General features: G+C 73.2%; 17 protein-coding genes. 14 read left to right on the top strand and 3 right to left on the bottom strand.

Annotation, left to right across the window (positions count from 1 at the left end):
* Positions 1-141: 141 nt before the first annotated feature.
* Both OG310_RS09505 and OG310_RS09500 read right to left on the bottom strand, forming a co-directional pair.
* On the bottom strand, positions 142-645 hold the full coding sequence (locus tag OG310_RS09505; RefSeq protein WP_329455444.1) for a DUF3515 domain-containing protein: 504 nt from the start codon (positions 643-645) through the stop codon (positions 142-144).
* Positions 646-664: 19 nt separating this feature from the next.
* Positions 665-898: an Lrp/AsnC family transcriptional regulator gene (locus OG310_RS09500; RefSeq protein ID WP_329455443.1), complete on the bottom strand. Its 234-nt coding sequence runs from the start codon at positions 896-898 to the stop codon at positions 665-667.
* A gap of 266 nt (positions 899-1,164) precedes the next feature.
* On the opposite strand from OG310_RS09500, the gene OG310_RS09495 reads away from it, so the two are divergent.
* The 11 genes from OG310_RS09495 to mutM all read left to right on the top strand — a co-directional run bounded on the left by OG310_RS09495 (position 1,165) and on the right by mutM (position 12,719).
* Positions 1,165-2,130, top strand: a complete 966-nt coding sequence (locus OG310_RS09495) for a thiamine-phosphate kinase (RefSeq protein WP_329455442.1) — start codon at positions 1,165-1,167, stop codon at positions 2,128-2,130.
* Positions 2,131-2,141: 11 nt separating this feature from the next.
* Positions 2,142-2,957 carry a bifunctional hydroxymethylpyrimidine kinase/phosphomethylpyrimidine kinase gene (thiD, locus tag OG310_RS09490; protein ID WP_329455441.1) on the top strand — a complete coding sequence of 272 codons (816 nt, stop codon included), beginning with the start codon at positions 2,142-2,144 and terminating at the stop codon, positions 2,955-2,957.
* 296 nt (positions 2,958-3,253) lie between these two features.
* Entirely contained in the window at positions 3,254-4,969 is a 1,716-nt protein-coding gene (locus OG310_RS09485; protein WP_329455440.1) for a DAK2 domain-containing protein, read from the top strand.
* 26 nt (positions 4,970-4,995) lie between these two features.
* Entirely contained in the window at positions 4,996-7,233 is a 2,238-nt protein-coding gene (recG, locus tag OG310_RS09480) for an ATP-dependent DNA helicase RecG (protein WP_329455439.1), read from the top strand.
* 306 nt (positions 7,234-7,539) lie between these two features.
* Positions 7,540-8,142, top strand: coding sequence for a 16S rRNA (guanine(966)-N(2))-methyltransferase RsmD (gene rsmD / locus OG310_RS09475; protein WP_329455438.1), 603 nt, complete (start codon positions 7,540-7,542; stop codon positions 8,140-8,142).
* 26 nt (positions 8,143-8,168) lie between these two features.
* On the top strand, positions 8,169-8,648 hold the full coding sequence (gene coaD, locus OG310_RS09470; RefSeq protein WP_329460095.1) for a pantetheine-phosphate adenylyltransferase: 480 nt from the start codon (positions 8,169-8,171) through the stop codon (positions 8,646-8,648).
* Positions 8,649-8,768: 120 nt separating this feature from the next.
* Positions 8,769-10,055, top strand: a complete 1,287-nt coding sequence (locus OG310_RS09465; protein ID WP_329455437.1) for a DivIVA domain-containing protein — start codon at positions 8,769-8,771, stop codon at positions 10,053-10,055.
* Positions 10,056-10,222: 167 nt separating this feature from the next.
* On the top strand, positions 10,223-10,882 hold the full coding sequence (locus OG310_RS09460) for a YceD family protein (RefSeq protein ID WP_329460094.1): 660 nt from the start codon (positions 10,223-10,225) through the stop codon (positions 10,880-10,882).
* A 2-nt stretch (positions 10,883-10,884) separates the two neighbouring features.
* Positions 10,885-11,058 (top strand): 50S ribosomal protein L32, encoded by a 174-nt coding sequence (gene rpmF / locus OG310_RS09455; protein WP_235797399.1) that lies wholly within the window; start codon positions 10,885-10,887, stop codon positions 11,056-11,058.
* Positions 11,059-11,077: 19 nt separating this feature from the next.
* A complete protein-coding gene (rnc, locus tag OG310_RS09450) occupies positions 11,078-11,857 on the top strand; it encodes a ribonuclease III (protein WP_329455436.1) in 780 nt (259 codons plus the stop codon).
* 1 nt (position 11,858) lies between these two features.
* Positions 11,859-12,719 carry a bifunctional DNA-formamidopyrimidine glycosylase/DNA-(apurinic or apyrimidinic site) lyase gene (gene mutM / locus OG310_RS09445; RefSeq protein ID WP_329455435.1) on the top strand — a complete coding sequence of 287 codons (861 nt, stop codon included), beginning with the start codon at positions 11,859-11,861 and terminating at the stop codon, positions 12,717-12,719.
* A 271-nt stretch (positions 12,720-12,990) separates the two neighbouring features.
* Here the strand turns inward: mutM and OG310_RS09440 are convergent, their stop codons facing one another.
* A complete protein-coding gene (locus OG310_RS09440; protein ID WP_329455434.1) occupies positions 12,991-13,893 on the bottom strand; it encodes a CAP domain-containing protein in 903 nt (300 codons plus the stop codon).
* A 193-nt stretch (positions 13,894-14,086) separates the two neighbouring features.
* On the opposite strand from OG310_RS09440, the gene OG310_RS09435 reads away from it, so the two are divergent.
* The 3 genes from OG310_RS09435 (at position 14,087) to OG310_RS09425 (ending at position 19,128) form a co-directional block, all read left to right on the top strand.
* Entirely contained in the window at positions 14,087-14,368 is a 282-nt protein-coding gene (locus OG310_RS09435) for an acylphosphatase (protein ID WP_329455433.1), read from the top strand.
* Positions 14,369-14,769: 401 nt separating this feature from the next.
* Positions 14,770-14,985 carry a hypothetical protein gene (locus OG310_RS09430; protein WP_030910702.1) on the top strand — a complete coding sequence of 72 codons (216 nt, stop codon included), beginning with the start codon at positions 14,770-14,772 and terminating at the stop codon, positions 14,983-14,985.
* Positions 14,986-15,234: 249 nt separating this feature from the next.
* Positions 15,235-19,128 carry an AAA family ATPase gene (locus OG310_RS09425; protein ID WP_329455432.1) on the top strand — a complete coding sequence of 1,298 codons (3,894 nt, stop codon included), beginning with the start codon at positions 15,235-15,237 and terminating at the stop codon, positions 19,126-19,128.
* Positions 19,129-19,235 lie beyond the last annotated feature (107 nt).

The raw sequence follows: 19,235 nt of genomic DNA, 5'->3' as shown, positions 1-19,235 counted from the left end.
GTTCCCGGTGCCGTGCGCTCGTGCGTCCTGCCGATGCCGATGCCGGATTCCGCGCCCGCGCCCCACGTCGGGGCGGGGCGGCCACCGATGCCGGCCCCCACCGCCGACGCGGTCCGCCGTCGTCGCCCGGGGCCCGTACGGCTACAGCGTCGACGGGTCCGTCTTCTTCACGGCCCCCGCGAACAGGGCGATCGGAGTGCCGTCCTGGGCGAACTTCGCGCCCATGGTGACCTGGACGTACGCGCTGCGGTAGGTGGTCGTGAACGTCTGGCCCGACGAGGACTGCTGCACCAGCCAGTTCACGCCGTCCGCGTCCACGGCCTCGGACCGGGGATCGCTCATCTCCTTCGGCCGCGGGATCCCGCAGCGCAGCACGATCGACGCGTCCCCCGTACCCCATCCCGCCGTGAGCTGCGAACTCGGTTCCGGGTCGCGCCTGCTCTGCCCGCCGACCTTCGCCGGCAGCTGCTTGTGCAGCGCCTCGCACACCCGCACCTGGTCCCGCGGCGGCTCGGGCACCGCCGCGCGGGGCGCGGAGCCCGAGCCGGAACAGCCCGCGACGCACAGCACGGCGACGGCGGGCAACGACACGAACAGGGAGCCCGGTAGCCTGCGCCCGGGGCGCCTTCGGCGGAAAGGTGTCACCGGCCAAGCGTAGACGGGGCTACAGATGCACGACCGGACAGGTCAGGGTACGGGTGATGCCGTCCACCCGCTGGATCCTTGCGACCACCATGCGGCCCAGTTCGTCGACCGTGTCCGCCTGCGCGCGCACGATCACGTCGTAGGGGCCGGTGACGTCCTCGGCCTGTATCACGCCGTCGAGAGCGGAGACGGTCTCGGCGACGGCCGTCGCTCTGCCCACGTCGGTCTGAATGAGGATGTACGCCTGTACCACGGAACCTCCAGGGCGGCCATGAGGATCATGTCCCAGGGGAGAAGGGACGCCACGGTATCGCGTCGTCCCTCACCGGGGGGAGACCCGGTGCGTCCCGCGTCCGTCCGGCGGACCTGGCCTGTTGGCGCTGCCGGCCCGTGCGGCGGCGCCCGGGGCCCGTTCACCGCGCGGGGGACGACCGCGCACCAACGCAGCGCGCACGGCCCGTTCCCACACCACCGGGCCACGCACCATCGGACCTCGCACACAGACAGAAGGGACACCCGGTGAAGGGAACCGTGGGGGAGCTCGGGGAGTTCGGGCTGATCGACAAGCTCACCTCCCGGCTCACCACCACCCCGGCGGTCCGGCTCGGACCCGGCGACGACGCCGCGGTCGTGGCCGCGCCCGACGGCAGGGTCGTGGCCAGTACGGATCTGCTGCTCGAAGGACGGCACTTCCGCCGGGACTGGTCGACGGCTTACGACGTGGGCCGCAAGTCCGCCGCGCAGAACCTCGCCGACATCGCGGCCATGGGCGCGGTGCCCACGGCCCTGCTGCTCGGCCTCGTGGTGCCCGCGGAACTCCCCGTCACCTGGCCCACGGAACTCATGGACGGCATTCGCGACGAGTGCCAGGTCGCGGGCGCGGCCGTGGTCGGCGGCGACGTCGTACGCGGGGACTCCATCACCATCGCCATCACCGCGCTCGGCGACCTGCGGGGCCACGAACCCGTCACGCGGTCCGGTGCACGGCCCGGCGACATCGTCGCGTACACCGGCTGGCTGGGCTGGTCGGCCGCGGGGCTCGCGGTGCTCTCCCGGGGCTTTCGTTCGCCGCGCGCCTTCGTCGAGGCGCACCGCAGGCCGGAACCGCCGTACCACGCGGGCCCCGCGGCGGCCGGGCTCGGAGCCACCGCCATGACCGACGTCAGCGACGGACTCGTCGCCGACCTCGGGCACATCGCCCAGGGCAGCAACGTCCGGATCGACCTGGGCTCCGGACGCGTCGACATCCCCTCGCAGATGAACGACATCGGCCAGGCCGTCGGCATCGACCCCCTGCAGTGGGTCCTCACCGGCGGCGAGGACCACGCGATCGTCGCGACCTTCCCGCCCGAGGTGAAGCTGCCCGCGCGGTGGAAGGTGATCGGCGAGGTGCGCGGCCCGGCCGGGCGGCCGCAGGTGACGGTCGACGGCGCCCCCTGGACCGGCAAGGGGGGCTGGGACCACTTCAACGACACGCAAACGTAGGGTCGGGTGCCATGAGCGTCCCAGGCCGAGCAGCCGCAACCGTCCCGCCGCCCCGTGTCCTGACCGTCGCCGGTTCCGACTCCGGCGGCGGCGCGGGCATCCAGGCCGATCTGAAGACCATGCTCGCCCTCGGGGTGCACGGCATGAGCGTCGTCACGGCGGTCACCGCGCAGAACTCGCTGGGCGTGCAGGGCGCGTGGGACCTGCCCGTGGAGGCCGTACGGGCCCAGTACCGCAGCGTCGTCGACGACATCGGCGTCCAGGCCGTGAAGACCGGGATGCTGTCCTCCGCCGCGATCGTCACCGCCGTCGCCGAACTCCTCGCGGGCACCGAGGCGCCGGTGGTCGTGGACCCCGTCGGCATCTCCAAGCACGGCGACGCGCTCCTCGCCCCCTCCGCGCTCGACGCCGTGCGGACCGCGCTCCTGCCCACCGCGACGGTCGCCACCCCGAACCTGGACGAGGTGGCCGCGCTGACCGGCGTGCGGGTCGCCGGCGAGGACGACCTGCGACGGGCCGCGGAGGCGGTGCTCGCGCTCGGCCCCCGCTGGGCGCTGATCAAGGGCGGCCACCTGCCCGGTGACGCCGTGGACCTGCTCACCGACGGCACCGAGGAGCACTGGCTGCGCGCGCCGCGCCTCGACAACCGGCACACGCACGGCACCGGCTGCACGCTCGCCTCCGCGATCGCCGCGGGCCTGGCCTCCGGAGCGGACGTCGTCACGGCCGTGCGGGCCGCCAAGGACTACGTGACCGGCGCCGTCCGCCACGGATTCGCGCTCGGCGGGGGCATCGGCCCCGTCGACCACGGCTGGCGCACGCGGTAGAGGGCCGCCGGGCCGCCGACCACCCGCACGCGGCTGAGGGCCGGGCCGTCGGCCACGCGCACGCGCCGGAGGGGAGGGCCGCCGGCGCCACGGCCGGCCGGCCCCCGCCCACCATGCGGGTCCGGGTGGCCGTTCCCGGCGCGTCCGCCCGGTCGTCCGGGACCGGCGGGTGGGCTCCCGGCCCGGGCAGGACCGGCCAGGACCCGCCCACCGCCGCGGACTACTGTGCGGGGAGCAGGCCCGTCAGGCCGCCGCGCGGGCCTTCCGCCGGCGGTTCGCGCAAGGAGGACCAGCAGGTGCCGCACACCCTCGACGCCGCAGCGGTGCGGACCTGGTGCGCACGGGCGCTCGACGCGCTCGGCAGGAACCGCGAGGAGATCGACGCGATCAACGTCTATCCCGTGGCGGACGGCGACACCGGGACGAACCTCTACCTGACGGCCGAGTCCGCGGCGCGGGCGGTGGAGGCGGTCTTCGCGGCGCACGGCACCGGCGACGGGGAACCCGCGCCCGAGGACGCCGTACGGGCCATGGCGCACGGCGCCCTGATCGGCGCCCGGGGCAACTCCGGCACGATCCTCGCCCAACTCCTGCGCGGCATGGCCGAGGTGCTCGCCGACGGCGGCACGGACACGGCAGCGCCCGGGGGGAGCGGCCCGGGCGTCGCGGCCGGACATCTCACCCGCGCTCTCACCCGGGCCGCCGTGTCGGCCAGGGAAGCCGTCGTCCACCCGGTCGAGGGAACGATCCTCACCGTCGCGGACGCCGCGGCCGCCTCCGCGCGTGCCGCCACCGCGGCCCCGGACACCGGTGCCGTGGCCCGGGCGGCGTACGAAGGGGCCCGCGCCGCGCTCGACGCGACCCCCGGCCAGCTCGCCGCCCTCGGCAGCGCCGGCGTGGTCGACGCGGGCGGCCTCGGGCTGGTCGCGGTCCTCGGCGCCCTGATGGAGACCGTCACCGGACAGGCGCCCCCCGCTTCGCCCGCCCGTCCGCGCCCGGCCCAGCAGGCGGGGGAGGACGCCGCCTGCCCGCCCGGGCCTGGTGAAGGCCGGAGCCCTGCCTTCGAGGTGATCTACCTGCTGGAGGCGGACGACGACGCCCTGGGGCGGCTGCGAAGCCGCCTGGACGCGCTCGGCGACTGCCTGGTCGTCGGGGGCGGCGGCGGACTGTGGAAGGTCCACGTGCACACCGACGACGCGGGCGCCGTCGTGGAGGCCGGGATCGAGGCGGGCCGCCCGTACCGGATCCGCGTCAGCCACCTCACCCCGCATCCGCCCGCGTCCTGGGATGGGACCGGGCAGGTCACGGGGGCCGGGGGAGCCCCGCCGCCCGGCGGGGCCGGGGAACCGGCGCAGCGGGCCGTCGTCGCCGTCGTACCCGGCGAGGGGCTCGCGGGACTCTGCGAGCAGGCGGGCGCCACCACGCTCCTCGTGCACGCCGGGGAGCCGCCCGCCAGCGGTGAACTCGTCGAGGCGATCCGGCGCGCGCACGCACGTGAGATCGTCCTGCTGCCCAACGACGCCGGGCTGCGCCACACCGCAGCCGCGGCCGCCGCGCAGGCACGTGCCGAGGGCGTCCGGGTCGCGCTGATCCCGACCCGCGCCGCCGTCCAGGGCATCGCCGCGCTCGCCGTGCACCAGCCGGAGCGCCGCTTCGACGAGGACGTCGTCGCGATGACCTCGGCGGCGGGCGCCACCCGCTACGGGGAACTCGCCGTGGCCGAACGCATGGCCTGGACCACGGCGGGCATCTGCCAGGCCGGGGACGTGCTCGGTCTGATCGACGGGGACATCGCCGTGATCGGCGCCGACCTCGCGGCCACCGCCACGGCCGTCCTGGACCGCATGCTCGCGGCGGGCGGCGAACTCGTCACGCTCGTCCTCGGCGACGACGTCCCCGGCGCCCTCGCCGAACTCCTCGAAGCCCATGTCCGCGGCGGTCACCTTGCCGTCGACACCGTCGTGCACCGGGGCGGCGGCAGGACGGCGCCGCTGCTCATCGGCGTCGAATGACGCCGATGTCAGAGGCGTGGTGTGGAATGGACCACGTGTCCGCGCTTGACGAACCCCTCAAGAAGACACTCGGTCAGCCCACCGCGAAGGTGATGGCCGAGAGCCTCGGCCTGCACACCGTGGGCGACCTGCTGCACCACTACCCCCGTCGCTACGAGGAGCGCGGCCGGCTCACCCGCCTCGCCGACCTCCCGCTCGACGAGGACGTCACAGTGGTCGCCCAGGTCGCCGACGCCCGCGTGCTGCGCTTCAACGGCGGCCGGGGCCAGCGTCTGGAGATCAACCTCACCGACGGCAGCGGCCGGCTGCAACTGGTCTTCTTCGGCCGGGGCATCCACAAACCCCACAAGGACCTGCCGCCGGGCAGCCGCGCCATGTTCGCCGGCAAGGTCTCCGTCTTCAACCACAAGCTCCAGCTCGCGCATCCGACGTACGTGACGCTCGGTCCGGCGGGCGACACCTTTGACGACGCGGGGACCGGGGAGGACGGCGGCGCCCTCCCCGATGAGGACGACACGGAAGCCGTGGACGCCTTCGCGGGCAGGCTCATTCCGATCTACCCGGCCTGCAAGGGCCTGGAGTCCTGGAAGATCGCCAAGGCCGTCGACCTCGTCCTGCCGCGCGCGGCCGAGGCCGTCGACCCGCTCCCCGCGGCGCTGCGCGAGGGCCGGGGCTTCTCCCCGCTGCCCGAGGCGCTGCACAAGGTGCACAGGCCCGAGACCAAGGCGGACATCGAGGACGCCCGCGAGCGGCTCAAGTGGGACGAGGCGTTCGTCCTCCAAGTGGCGCTCGCGCGGCGGCGGCTGGCCGACCGGCAGCTGCCCGCCGTGGCCCGGCGGCCGGTGGCGGGCGGCCTGCTCGACGCGTTCGACGCGCGCCTGCCCTTCACCCTCACCGAGGGGCAGGAGAAGGTCACCGGCGAGATCTTCGCCGAGCTGGGCACCGAACACCCCATGCACCGGCTGCTCCAGGGCGAGGTCGGCTCGGGCAAGACGCTGGTGGCCCTGCGCGCGATGCTCGCCGTCGTGGACGCGGGCGGCCAGGCGGCGATGCTCGCGCCCACCGAGGTGCTCGCCCAGCAGCACCACCGCTCCATCACCGAGATGCTGGGCGACCTGGCCGCGGGCGGGACCCTGGGCGCCGCCGAGTCGGCCACCAAGGTCGTGCTCCTCACCGGCTCGATGGGCGCTGCCGCACGCAGGCAGGCGCTCCTCGACCTCGTCACCGGCGAGGCGGGGATCGTCATCGGCACCCACGCGCTGATCGAGGACAAGGTCCAGTTCCACGACCTGGGCCTGGTCGTGGTCGACGAACAGCACCGCTTCGGCGTCGAGCAGCGCGACGCCCTGCGCTCCAAGGGCAAACAGCCGCCGCACCTGCTGGTCATGACCGCCACCCCCATCCCCCGTACGGTCGCCATGACGGTCTTCGGCGACCTGGAGACCTCCGTGCTCGACCAGCTCCCGGCGGGCCGGTCCCCGATCGCGAGCCACGTGGTACCCGCCCAGGACAAGCCGCACTTCCTCGCGCGCGCCTGGGACCGGGTGCGCGAGGAGGTCGCCGGGGGCCACCAGGCGTACGTGGTCTGCCCGCGCATCGGCGACGAGGAGGACGCCAAGAAGAAGCAGGCGGCGGAGGACGGCGAGAAGCGCCCGGCCCTCGCCGTGGTCGACGTCGCGGCGAAGCTGGTGGCGGGTCCGCTGGCCGGGCTGCGTGTCGAGGTCCTGCACGGCAGGATGGCGCCCGACGACAAGGACGCGGTGATGCGCCGGTTCGCGGCCGGTGAGACCGACGTCCTGGTCGCGACCACCGTCATCGAGGTCGGCGTCAACGTGCCCAACGCGACCGCCATGGTGATCATGGACGCGGACCGGTTCGGCGTCTCCCAGCTGCACCAGCTGCGCGGCCGCGTCGGGCGCGGCTCGGCACCCGGTCTGTGCCTGCTGGTCACGGAGGCGCCGGAGGCGAGCCCGGCCCGCGCCCGGCTCGGCGCCGTCGCCGCCACCCTCGACGGGTTCGAGCTCTCCCGGATCGACCTCGAACAGCGCCGCGAGGGCGATGTCCTCGGGCAGGCCCAGTCCGGCGTCCGCTCCAGCCTGCGGATGCTCGCCGTCATCGAGGACGAGGAGGTCATCGCGGCGGCCCGGGAGGAAGCCGTCGCGGTCGTCACGAAGGACCCCGGGCTGACCGGCTACCCGGAGCTGCGTACGGCGCTCGACGCCCTCCTCGACGCGGAACGGGAGCGCTACCTCGACAAGGGGTGAGCGGCGCCCGCACGTGGGCGGCGGCCCGCGGGGCGGCCCCGGCCGGGCGCGCCCGCGACGTACCGAGGCGCGCCTGCGACGTACCGAGGCGCGGCCGTGCGCCGAAACCTCCGGGGGCTCCGGACGCCGGACGCGGCGGACATCCGTCGCCGCGGTCGCCGCGCACGGCGGACCAGCGGCCTTCGCGCGGTGGGCGCCCGTACGGCGCGAGCACGCGGAGCGGGGTCAGCGCTGCCCCCGGCAGCGGCACGCCATATCGTGGAGGCGACCCGCACGCCCTTTTGACGAACCGAGGACACGACACCCATGACCCGCGTGATCGGCGGTGCCGCCGGCGGACGCCGGCTGGCCGTGCCGCCGGGCAACGGCACCCGGCCCACCTCCGACCGGGCGCGCGAGGGCCTCTTCTCCAGCTGGGAGTCGCTGCTCGGCACGTTCGCGGGCATCCGCGTCGCCGACCTGTACGCGGGCTCGGGGGCCGTCGGACTCGAAGCGCTCTCCCGCGGCGCCGCGCACGCCCTGCTGGTCGAGGCGGACGGCAGAGCGGCCCGTACAGTGCGGGAGAACGCCCGCGCGGTGGGCTTGCCCGGCGCGGACGTCCGTACCGGCAAGGCCGAGCAGATCGTCCGCGAGGCCGCCCCCGGCGACCCGTACGACCTCGTGTTCCTCGATCCGCCGTACGCCGTCACCGACGACGATCTCCGCGAGATCCTGCTCACACTCCGCCACCAGGGCTGGCTTGCCGACGACGCCGTCGTCACCGTTGAACGCAGCACACGAGGCGGCACGTTCGGCTGGCCCGACGGGTTCGAACCGCTGCGCTCACGCCGATACGGCGAGGGCACCCTGTGGCACGGCAGGGCGGCCACACCGGCAGCCGACCCGACACCCGCAACAGCCGCGTCATGACCACGCCGGAGAGCGAGGAGACCCCATTGCGCCGCGCCGTCTGTCCAGGATCCTTCGATCCGATCACCAACGGACACCTCGACATCATCGCCCGCGCGTCCAAGCTGTACGACGTCGTCCACGTCGCCGTGATGATCAACATGTCCAAGAAGGGCCTGTTCACGGTCGACGAGCGGATCGACCTGATCCGGCGCGCGACGGCCGAGTTCGGCAACATCGAGGTCGAGTCCTTCCACGGCCTGCTGGTCGACTTCTGCAAGCAGCGCGACATCCCGGCCATCGTGAAGGGCCTGCGCGCCGTCAGCGACTTCGACTACGAACTGCAGATGGCGCAGATGAACAACGGGCTGTCCGGGGTGGAGACGCTGTTCGTCCCCACCAACCCGACGTACAGCTTCCTGTCGTCGTCACTGGTCAAAGAGGTCGCGACCTGGGGCGGAGACGTCTCCCACCTGCTGCCGCCGGTCGTGCACGAGGCGCTCGTCCAGCGGATCTCCGAGCGCTGAGGCGGTGCGCGCCGAAAGCCCGGCGCCGCAAGGGCGCTCACCCGGTGTCCGGCACCGTCCGGCGGGCCGTACAGTCGTTGCGTCCGTCTCCTAATCCGGCTGAGAAAAGGCGAGCACACGGTGGACGTGCAGAAGAAGCTCGACGAGATCGTCGACGCTGTGGGGAACGCCAGGTCCATGCCCATGTCGGCGTCCTGTGTGGTGAACCGCGCCGAACTGCTCGCGATGCTGGAAGAGGTGCGTGCCGCCCTGCCCGGCTCGCTGGCGCAGGCCGAGGAGGTGATCGGCGGCCATGAGCAACTCGCCGCGCAGGCCCGCCAGGAGGCCGACCGGATCATCCAGGAGGCACACAGCGAGCGGTCGTCGCTGATCTCCGAGACGGTCGTCGCCCGCCGCTCGCAGGACGAGGCGGACCGGATCCTCTCCGACGCCCAGAGGGACGCGGAGGAGATCCGCGCGGAGGCCGACGACTACGTCGACTCCAAGCTCGCCAACTTCGAGGTCGTCCTCACCAAGACGATCGGGTCGGTCGACCGGGGCCGGGAGAAGCTGCTGGGCCGCGCGCCCGGCGACTCCGCCGAGGGCACGGACGGGTACGACGACGACCCGGACGCCCCCGAGTACAGCGCGGACCCGAGCACCCTGATCCGCCGCGCGGACGACTACGTCGACGCCAAGCTCGGTGCCTTCGAGGCCGTCCTGTCCAAGACCCTGGAGGCCGTCGGCCGGGGCCGGCAGAAGCTGCTCGGGCGCATCGCCACGGACGACCTCGGCGCGCACATGGCCGCCCAGGACGCGGCCGGCGGCCAGGGCCTCATCAGCGACTCCGACTTCCTCGCCGACCTCGCGGAGTCCCGCCCGCCCGCCCGCGAGCGGCCCGCCGCCGCGGCCGCCTCCCCGGAGCCGATGGCCCCCGAGCCGATGGCCGCAGAGAGCGGCCCGATGATCCCCGCGCAGGCGGGGGAGCCCTACCAGGACGCCGGCTACGCGTCGGCCGGGTATGAGACCGGCTCCTACGACATGACGGGCATGGCCGCAGCGGACGGCATGAACGGCATGACGGGTGCCGACGGCATGGGCGGCACCGAGGGCTACCCGGTCAACGCCCAGGGCTACCCCGCGGACCAGGGCTACGGCGGCGGATACCCACAGCACGACGCGTACGGATATCAGCAGCAGGACCCGTATGCCTACCAGCAGGGCGGCTACGACCCCGCCCAGCAGGCGCAGCAGGTCCAGCACCCCGACGCGTACGGCCAGGACGCCGCGCAGGGCTACGGCTGGCAGCAGCCGCAGCACCCGGCGCAGGAGGAGCAGCAGCAGGGCGCGTCACTCGACGAGACCAGCTTCTTCGACACGAGCATGATCGACCTGGAGGCCCTGCGGCGGTACGAAGAGGGCCACTGACCATGGGCGCGGGGCCGGATTGGGTCCTGTGCCGTGCTACCGGTATCCTGGTCCTTCGGTCGCGTACACGTGTCGCGATCTCGGCTGCCCGCCCGGCTCATGGGCTTCAGCGGCAGCCTCCTCGGTGGGCAACCCGGCCACCGCATCAGCTGAAAGCAGGGACGGTTCTGAACGCGCGCCTCGACCACCGCAACCCCCTCGTGTTCGACACGCACGAGCTGGGGCGGCGACCCGGCACGCTCAAGCGACTGACCCGGTCGGTGCCCGCACCGAAGGACTTCGGCGTCGCCGAGGTCATCGAGGTGCCCGAGGGTGACCCCGTCGAGCTGAAGCTGCGGCTCGAATCGGTCCTGGAGGGCGTACTGGTCTCCGGTACCGCCCGTGCCACGGCCGCGGGGGAGTGCGTAAGGTGTCTGGAGCCGCTGACCCGCAAGGTGGAAGCGGACATCCAGGAGCTGTTCTCCTACCACGACGCCGACGACAGGGGCCGCTCCAAGGCGGAGCCCGGCGACGACGCCGAGGGAGGCCCGGAGGACGACGACAGGCTTTTCATCGAGGACGGCCTGTTCGACCTCGAACCGGTGCTGCGTGACGCGGTGGTGCTCGCACTGCCGATGCAGCCGTTGTGCACGGAGGACTGTGCGGGTCTGTGCCCCGAGTGCGGGGTCAGGCTGGCGGACGAGCCCGGGCACCACCACGATGCCGTCGACCCCCGGTGGGCGGCACTGCAAGGACTCGCCGAAACCGTCAAGGACGGCGAGAAGGACTCCATCGAACACACAGACGGTGCCGCGCCCGGCGCCGCCGACGAGAAGCAGGAGAAGTAGCTGTGGCTGTTCCGAAGCGGAAGATGTCGCGCAGCAACACGCGCCACCGCCGGTCGCAGTGGAAGGCTGTGGCCCCCAACCTGGTGTCGTGCGAGCGCTGCCAGGAGCCGAAGCTGCAGCACATCGCGTGCCCCAGCTGCGGCACCTACAACAAGCGCCAGGTCATCGAGGTCTGAGCGGCTGGTGAGAGGCTCCATGTCTGAACTGTCCGCGGACAAGAACGCAAAGAAGCAGACAGACACCGTCCACGCAGCCTCGTCCCACACGCTTCTGGAAGGGCGGCTCGGGTATCACCTTGAGTCCGCCCTTCTGGTGCGTGCGCTGACGCACCGTTCCTTCGCGTACGAGAACGGCGGACTGCCGACCAACGAGCGGCTGGAGTTCCTCGGCGACTCGGTGCTCGGGCTCGTGGTCACGGACACGCTGTACCGCATCCATCCCGACCTGCCCGAGGGCCAGCTCGCCAAGCTGCGCGCCGCCGTGGTGAACGCGCGTGCGCTCGCCGAGGTGAGCCGCGGTCTCGACCTGGGCGCCTTCATCCGGCTCGGCCGGGGCGAGGAAGGCACGGGCGGACGCGACAAGGCGTCCATCCTTGCCGACACCCTCGAAGCGGTCATCGGCGCGGTCTATCTCGACCAGGGTCTCGACGCGGCCTCCGAACTGGTGCATCGCCTGTTCGACCCGCTGATCGAGAAGTCCTCGAACCTCGGTGCGGGACTCGACTGGAAGACCAGTCTCCAGGAGCTCACCGCGGCGGAGAGTCTCGGCGTGCCCGAGTACCTCGTCACGGAAAAGGGCCCCGACCACGAGAAGACCTTCACTGCTGCCGCCCGCGTCGGTGGTGTCTCGTACGGCACCGGCACCGGCCGCAGCAAGAAAGAGGCGGAGCAACAGGCCGCCGAGTCCGCATGGCGGGGCATCAGGGCCGCCGCGGACGAGCGGGCCGCCGCGGGTGACGCCGCTCCCCAGGAGTGACGTGCCCGAACTGCCCGAGGTAGAAGTCGTACGGCGCGGACTCGAGCGCTGGGTGAGCGGCAGGACGGTCGACGAGGCCGTCGTGCTGCATCCCCGCGCCGTACGGCGCCACCTCGCGGGCGGCGAGGACTTCGCCGCCCGCCTGAGGGGCCGCACCTTCGGGCCGGCCCGCCGCAGGGGCAAATACCTGTGGCTGCCGCTCGACGATCCCGGGTTCTCCGTCCTCGGCCACCTGGGCATGAGCGGTCAGCTGCTGGTGCAGCCAGAGGACACGCCCGACGAGAAGCACCTGCGGATCCGGCTGCGGTTCGCGGACGACCTCGGTACGGAACTGCGCTTCGTCGACCAGCGCACCTTCGGGGGCCTGTCGCTCCACGACAACACCCCGGACGGGCTGCCCGACGTTATCGCGCACATCGCGCGCGACCCGCTGGACCCCGCGTTCGACGACGACGCCTTCCCGGTGGCCCTTCGCGCGAAGCGCACGACCGTCAAGCGCGCCCTGCTCGACCAGTCGCTGATCAGCGGCGTCGGCAACATCTACGCCGACGAGGCGCTCTGGCGCAGCAAACTCCACTACGAGCGTCCGACGGCGGGCCTCACCCGGCCCCGGGTGGCCGAGCTGCTCGGACACGTACGGGGCGTGATGAACGAGGCGCTCGACGTCGGCGGCACCAGCTTCGACAGCCTCTACGTCAATGTGAACGGCGAGTCGGGATACTTCGACCGCTCGCTCGACGCCTACGGACGCGAGGACGAGCCCTGCCGCCGGTGCGGCACGCCGATCCGGCGCAGGCCCTGGATGAACAGGTCGAGCTACTTCTGCCCGCACTGCCAGCGCCCGCCCCGCACGACGCTCTGAGCCGGCCGCACCTCCAAAGGCGCGGACCGCGACGGCGTCCCGCCCGTGGATCCGGGGCAGCGGCCCGGTGGTTTGCCTCCCCGACGGTCCGTGAGCCGGGCCGGTTCCCCGGCCGGCGACTCCTCGCCCCGGAGGCCTGACGCCCCGGGCGTTTCCGGTCCGCCGGATTCCCGGCGCGGGAACCATACGACCGAAGGCCGGAAGCCGCAGTGCCCGCCGCAGAGAAGCCGCAGTCCCGGCCGAGGTCAGAAGCGTAGGCGCCCGCCGAAGGTCAGAAGCCGAAGTCCTGCGTCCACCAAGGGCCGCCCGTGCCGTAGTGCACGCCGACGCCCAGACGGGTGTAGTCGCAGTTCAGGATGTTGGCGCGGTGGCCCTCCGAGTTCATCCAGGCGTCCATCACCGCCTGGGGATCGGCCTGCCCGCGGGCTATGTTCTCGCCGCCCAGGTTCTGTACGCCCGCCGCGTCCGCACGGTCCCACGGCGTCTTGCCGTCCGGGTCCGTGTGGTCGAAGAAGTCACGGGCGGCCATCTCGTCGCTGAAGTTCTGTGCCAGCGAGTCGAGGGAGGAGTCGTCCTTCAGCGGACTGCACCCCGCCTTCGACCGTTCCTGGTTGACCAGGGTGAGGATCTGCGCGGCGGCGGAACCAGTCGGCGAAGGGGTCGAGGGTGCCTTGACGACATGGTCGGTGGTCGCGGGCGGTGCCGGTGCCTTGGCCGTCGGGGCCTTGGTCGCGGTCGTGGCCTTCTTCTGCGGCGCGGCGGGTGTCTTCGCGCTCTTGGAGGAGGCCGGTGCCTTCGAGGGCTTGGCCGACGGGCTGTGCGACGCCTTCGGGGTGACGGGCGAGGGGGACGCCGTGGCGGAGCCGGCGGGCGAACCGGTCGGCGACGCGCTGTCGCCCCCCTGCTGCCGCAGGTCGGTCGTGCCGCCGTCCGTCTGCACCTGCTCGCCGCCGGACGCGCTCGCGCCGACGTCATAGTGGCCGCCGCCGGGTATCAGCCCCGACGCGACAGCCACGGCTCCGACCGCCATCGCGGCGGAGGCACCCAGCAGCCCTGTCCGTACGGGGGCGGCCACGCGCCGCTTGCGGCGCTCGCCTCCCGCGTGCCGGCCGCTCGTGGCGCCCGGCTCGGATACGGGGGCGGGCCGGCCGGCGGAGCGTCCATGGCGTCCCATCCGGGGTCCTCCTCGTCGTCTTGGGTACGTCCTGGCGATGTGACGCGGACGCGCACCGAAGCGCCTCGGATCATCACGGCTCGGACATCAAGGAGACTCACCCGAACGAGTGAGGCTCATCGCGAGGGGACTGTACGCCATGACGTGTGGGGCGGGTGAGGACTGAGAGGAATTGGACCGTTAGCTTGCGTGCATGGACGAACACGTACGACTCACCGCGTGGGTGCGCGGCCGAGTACAGGGAGTGGGGTTCCGCTGGTTCACCAGGGCGAACGCCCTGGAGATCGGCGGGCTCACCGGCTTCGCGCTCAATCTCGACGACGGCCGTGTGCAGGTTGTGGCGGAAGGGGCGCGTGAGAATTGCCACCGGCTGCTCGACTGGCTGCGGTCCGACGACACGCCCGGTCGTGTCGACGGCGTCACTGAGATCTGGGACACCCCGCGCGGCGGTTACGAGACCTTCGCCATCAGATGACGGGGCGCGGCGGACCCACGTACGGGCCGGCTCGCGGCCGTGCTCCGGGAGCGCCGCGCCCGCCCGTACGACCGTGATGACCAGGCTGTTGCCCATCGGCTCCCGCGCATGCCACGCTGCCGCCTCGGCGAGGGCCGCCCGCGCGGGAGCGCCGGGGGAGCAGGCCGCGCCGGAGCGACACGGGCGCCGGGCCGCCGGGCGGCATGCCCGTACGGACGGTGATCGTGTTGACCGTCAAACTTTTTGGTGAGACTCTGGAATCCCCGCGCACACCAACTGTTCGGCAGCGAGAACCGCAGAGATGGCACCCTCTCTGCCGGGCACGAGGGCGCGTTTTTCTCTCACGAAACCACGACCCACACCGCAATCGGTCGGTCACTCATTGTGGAGGACCATCCATCATGGCAAAGGCGCTTCTCGGTTATGTCGGCGGCTCCGACCCGCGACTCCTCGCCGAGATGCGACGGCTTCAGCAGCGCGTCCAGGATCTGGAATCCGAGCTCGTACGGATCCAGACCGAGAACGACGCGCTCAGCGCTGCCGCCGCCCAGCACCCTGGAGAGTCGTTGCTCGACGGCATCGACATTGATGTTTCCCAGGAGCCTGCGCTCACCTGATCATCGGCCCGTCAGGGCCATGGACAGGTGAGATCATTCTCGCCGGCAAAGATATGCAAGGGACGCTCCGGCGTCCCTTCTTTCTTTTTCTCCGTCTCCCCCAGGCCGGTCCTGCGCCCGTAACCGTCAAGTCCCCCGCCGCGCCCTCGTCTTCCATCCTCCCCGGGCTCTTTCTTAACGTCTGATGTGCCCTGCACGTTCAGTGGTGAAACCGCCGGGGGACGAGTCGTACGGGTAGAGTCCGGCGGCGTGCACCTCAAGGCCATGACATTGCGCGGGTTCAAGTCGTTCGCGTCCGCCACGACGCTGCGTTTCGAACCGGGCATCACCTGTGTCGTGGGACCGAACGGTTCCGGAAAGTCCAATGTCGTGGACGCGCTCTCCTGGGTCATGGGCGAACAGGGCGCCAAGTCGCTGCGTGGCGGCAAGATGGAAGACGTCATCTTCGCCGGGACCACCGGCAGACCGCCCCTCGGCCGCGCCGAGGTCTCGTTGACCATTGACAACTCCGACGGCGCGCTGCCCATCGAATACGCCGAGGTCACCCTTACGCGGATCATGTTCCGCGGCGGCAGCAGCGAATACCAGATCAACGGCGACACGTGCCGCCTGCTCGACATCCAGGATCTGCTTTCCGACTCCGGAATCGGCCGGGAGATGCACGTCATCGTCGGGCAGGGCCAGCTCGACTCCGTCCTGCACGCGGACCCGATGGGCCGCAGGGCGTTCATCGAGGAGGCCGCCGGCGTCCTGAAGCACCGCAAGCGCAAGGAGAAGGCGCTGCGGAAGCTGGACGCGATGCAGGCGAACCTCGCGCGCATCCAGGACCTCACGGACGAGCTGCGCCGCCAGCTCAAACCCCTCGGCCGGCAGGCCGCCGTCGCCCGGCGCGCCGCCGTCATCCAGGCCGACCTCCGCGACGCCCGCCTGCGGCTGCTCGCCGACGACCTCGTCGTGCTCAGGGCGGCGCTGCGCACCGAGGTCGCGGACGAGGCCGAGTTGAAGCGCCGCAAGGAGGACGCCGAGTCACGGCTGAAGACGGCACTCACCCGCGAGGCCGACCTGGAGGACGAGGTACGGCGCCTCGCGCCGCGCCTGACGCGGGCGCAGGGCACCTGGTACGAGCTGTCGCAGTTCGCGGAGCGGGTCCGCGGCACCGTCTCCCTCGCCGACGCGCGCGTCATCAGCGCGACCCAGGCGCCCACCGACGAGCGTCGCGGCCGCGACCCCGAGGACATGGAACGCGAGGCCGCCCGGATCCGTGAACAGGAGGCCGAGCTGGAGGCCGCGCTGGAGGCGGCGGAACGGGCCCTCGACGACACCGCGTCCCACCGCGCGGACCTGGAGCGCGAACTCGCCGCCGAGGAACGCCGGCTCAAGGACGCGGCCCGCGCGGTCGCCGACCGCAGGGAGCAGCTCGCCCGGCTGCACGGGCAGGTCACCGCGGCTCGTGGCCGGGCGGCGTCGGCGCAGGCCGAGATCGACCGGCTCGCCGCCAGCCGCGACGAGGCCCGGCAGCGGGCCGTCACGGCGCAGGAGGAATACGAACAGCTCAAGGCCGAGGTGGACGGCCTCGACGCCGAAGGGGACGAGCTGGGCGAGGAGCACGAGGCCGCGCGCCGCGCACTGGCCGACGCGGAGGCCGCGCTCGGTGCGGCGCGTGAGGCCGCCACCGCGGCCGAGCGCAGCCGGGCCGCCGTCGCCGCCCGCCACGACGCCCTCGCCCTGGGGCTGCGCAGGAAGGACGGCTCGGGCGCGCTGCTCGCGGCCCGCGAGAGCCTCACCGGGCTGCTGGGTCCCGCCGCGGAACTCCTTAACCTCGCCGCCGGTCACGAGGTCCAGGTCGCCGCCGCCCTCGGGGTGGCGGCGGACGCGCTCGCGGTGACGGACACGACGACCGCGGCGCGGGCGATCCGCCTGCTGCGGGACGAGGACGCGGGACGGGCCACGCTGCTGCTGACCGGGCCCGGCGGGCAGGCCGCCGGGCCCGGCCGGCAGGAGCCGCCGCGCCCGTCCGCCGCTTCGGCGCTGCCCGCACAGGCCGCCGCCGCGCCCGCCGGCCAGGACCCGGCCGCACCCGGTCTGCCGGCACAGGCCGCTCCGCCCCCGCAGGGCGCCGGCGCGCGGCCCGGCGCGGCGGAGCCCGGCACCTCGCGTGCGGCTGACGCGGACCGGAGCCACTTCGGCGCCGCGCCGGCCGAGGAGCCCCGGCCCGGTGATACCGGCCGCGCCGCGCTGCCCGCTCCCGCGGACGGGGAGGGCGCCGGACGGTACGTCACCGCGGGGGCGGGCACCGCTCCCAGGGGCGAGGTGGCCGTACGGGAACCCCTCCGCGTCACGGAACTGGTGAGCGGCCCCCCGGGGCTGGTCGCGGCGGTGGGCCGGCTGGTGGGCGGCATGGTCGCCGTCGGCACGCTGGAGGAGGCCGAGGACGTCGTACGGGCCCGGCCCGAGCTGACCGCCGTCACCGCGGAGGGCGACGTGCTCGGCGCGCACTTCGCGCACGGCGGGTCCGCGGGCGCGCCGAGCCTCATCGAGGTGCAGGCGTCCGTCGACGAGGCCGCCGCCGAACTGGCCGAACTCGCGGTGCGCTGCGAGGAACTGGCGCGGGCGCAGCACGAGGCGGCCGACGTCAGGGCGGCCCGTGCCGTGCGGGTCGAGGAGCTCGCCGAGCGGCGGCGCGCCGCCGACCGGGAGAAGTCCTCGGTGTCCGGCCAGTTGGGCCGCCTCGCGGGGCAGGCGCGCGGCGCGGCCGGTGAGGCGGAACGCGCGGCCTCCGCCGTGGCCAAGGCCACCGAGGCGCTGGAGCGCGCGAGTGCCGATGCCGAGGAGCTCGCGGAACGGCTGCTCGTCGCCGAGGAGGCGGCGGCCGAGTCCGCCGAGGGAGCGGACGACGAGCCGGACAGCGGCGTACGGGACCGGCTCGCCGCGGACGGCGCCAACGCACGGCAGACCGAGATGGAAGCGCGCCTCCAGGTCCGTACCCACGAGGAGCGCGTGAAGGCGCTCGCGGGGCGCGCCGACGCGCTGGACCGCGGCGCGCGCGCCGAGCGCGAGGCACGGGACCGCGCCGAGCAGCGGCGCGCACGGCTGCGCCACGAGGCCGCCGTGGCCGGGGCGGTCGCGGGGGGCGCACGGCAACTGCTCGCACACGTCGAGGTGTCCGTCGTGCGGGCGGACCAGGAGCGGGTGGCCGCCGAGGCCGCGAAAGCGGAACGGGAACGGGAGCTCGCCGAGGAGCGCAACCGGGGCCGGGACCTCAAGGGGGAGCTGGACAAGCTCACCGACTCGGTGCACCGCGGCGAGGTGCTGGGCGCCGAGAAGCGGATGCGGATCGAGCAGTTGGAGACCAAGGCGCTGGAGGAGCTGGGCGTCGAGCCGGCCGGACTGGTCGCCGACTACGGCCCGGACCAGCTCGTACCGCCGTCGCCGCCCGCGGAGGGGGAGACGCTGCCGCAGGACCCAGGGCACCCCCGCAACAGCCCGAAGGCGTTCGTGCGCGGTGAGCAGGAGAAGCGGCTGAGGGCGGCCGAGCGGGCCTACCAGCAGCTCGGCAAGGTCAACCCGCTGGCGCTGGAGGAGTTCGCGGCGCTGGAGGAGCGGCACAACTTCCTGTCCGAGCAGCTGGAGGATCTGAAGAAGACCAGGCTCGACCTGCTCCAGGTGGTCAAGGAGGTCGACGAGCGCGTCGAGCAGGTGTTCACCGAGGCGTACCGGGACACGGCCCGCGAGTTCGAGGGCGTCTTCTCCCGGCTCTTCCCCGGCGGCGAGGGCAGGCTGCTGCTGACGGACCCGGAGAACATGCTGACCACCGGCGTCGACGTGGAGGCACGGCCCCCGGGCAAGAAGGTCAAGCGGCTGTCGCTGCTGTCCGGCGGGGAGCGGTCGCTGACGGCGGTGGCGCTACTGGTGTCGATCTTCAAGGCGCGCCCGAGCCCGTTCTACGTGATGGACGAGGTGGAGGCGGCCCTCGACGACACCAACCTGCAGCGGCTGATCCGGATCATGCAGGAGCTCCAGGAGAGCTCACAGCTGATCGTGATCACGCACCAGAAGCGCACGATGGAGGTCGCGGACGCACTGTACGGCGTGTCCATGCAGGGCGACGGCGTGTCGAAGGTGATCAGCCAGCGGCTCCGCTGACCCCCTGCGACCGCCGCGACCCGTCCGCCGCCGCGGCCCCCGGGGGCCCGGGGGCCCGGGGCCGCCGGGTGAAGCGCGAGACCGCTCGCGCGGACGAACGCGGTCAG

This window comes from Streptomyces sp. NBC_01497 (genome assembly GCF_036250695.1).
GTDB lineage: Bacteria > Actinomycetota > Actinomycetes > Streptomycetales > Streptomycetaceae > Streptomyces.
This window is presented reverse-complemented; position numbering and strand designations above follow the sequence as displayed.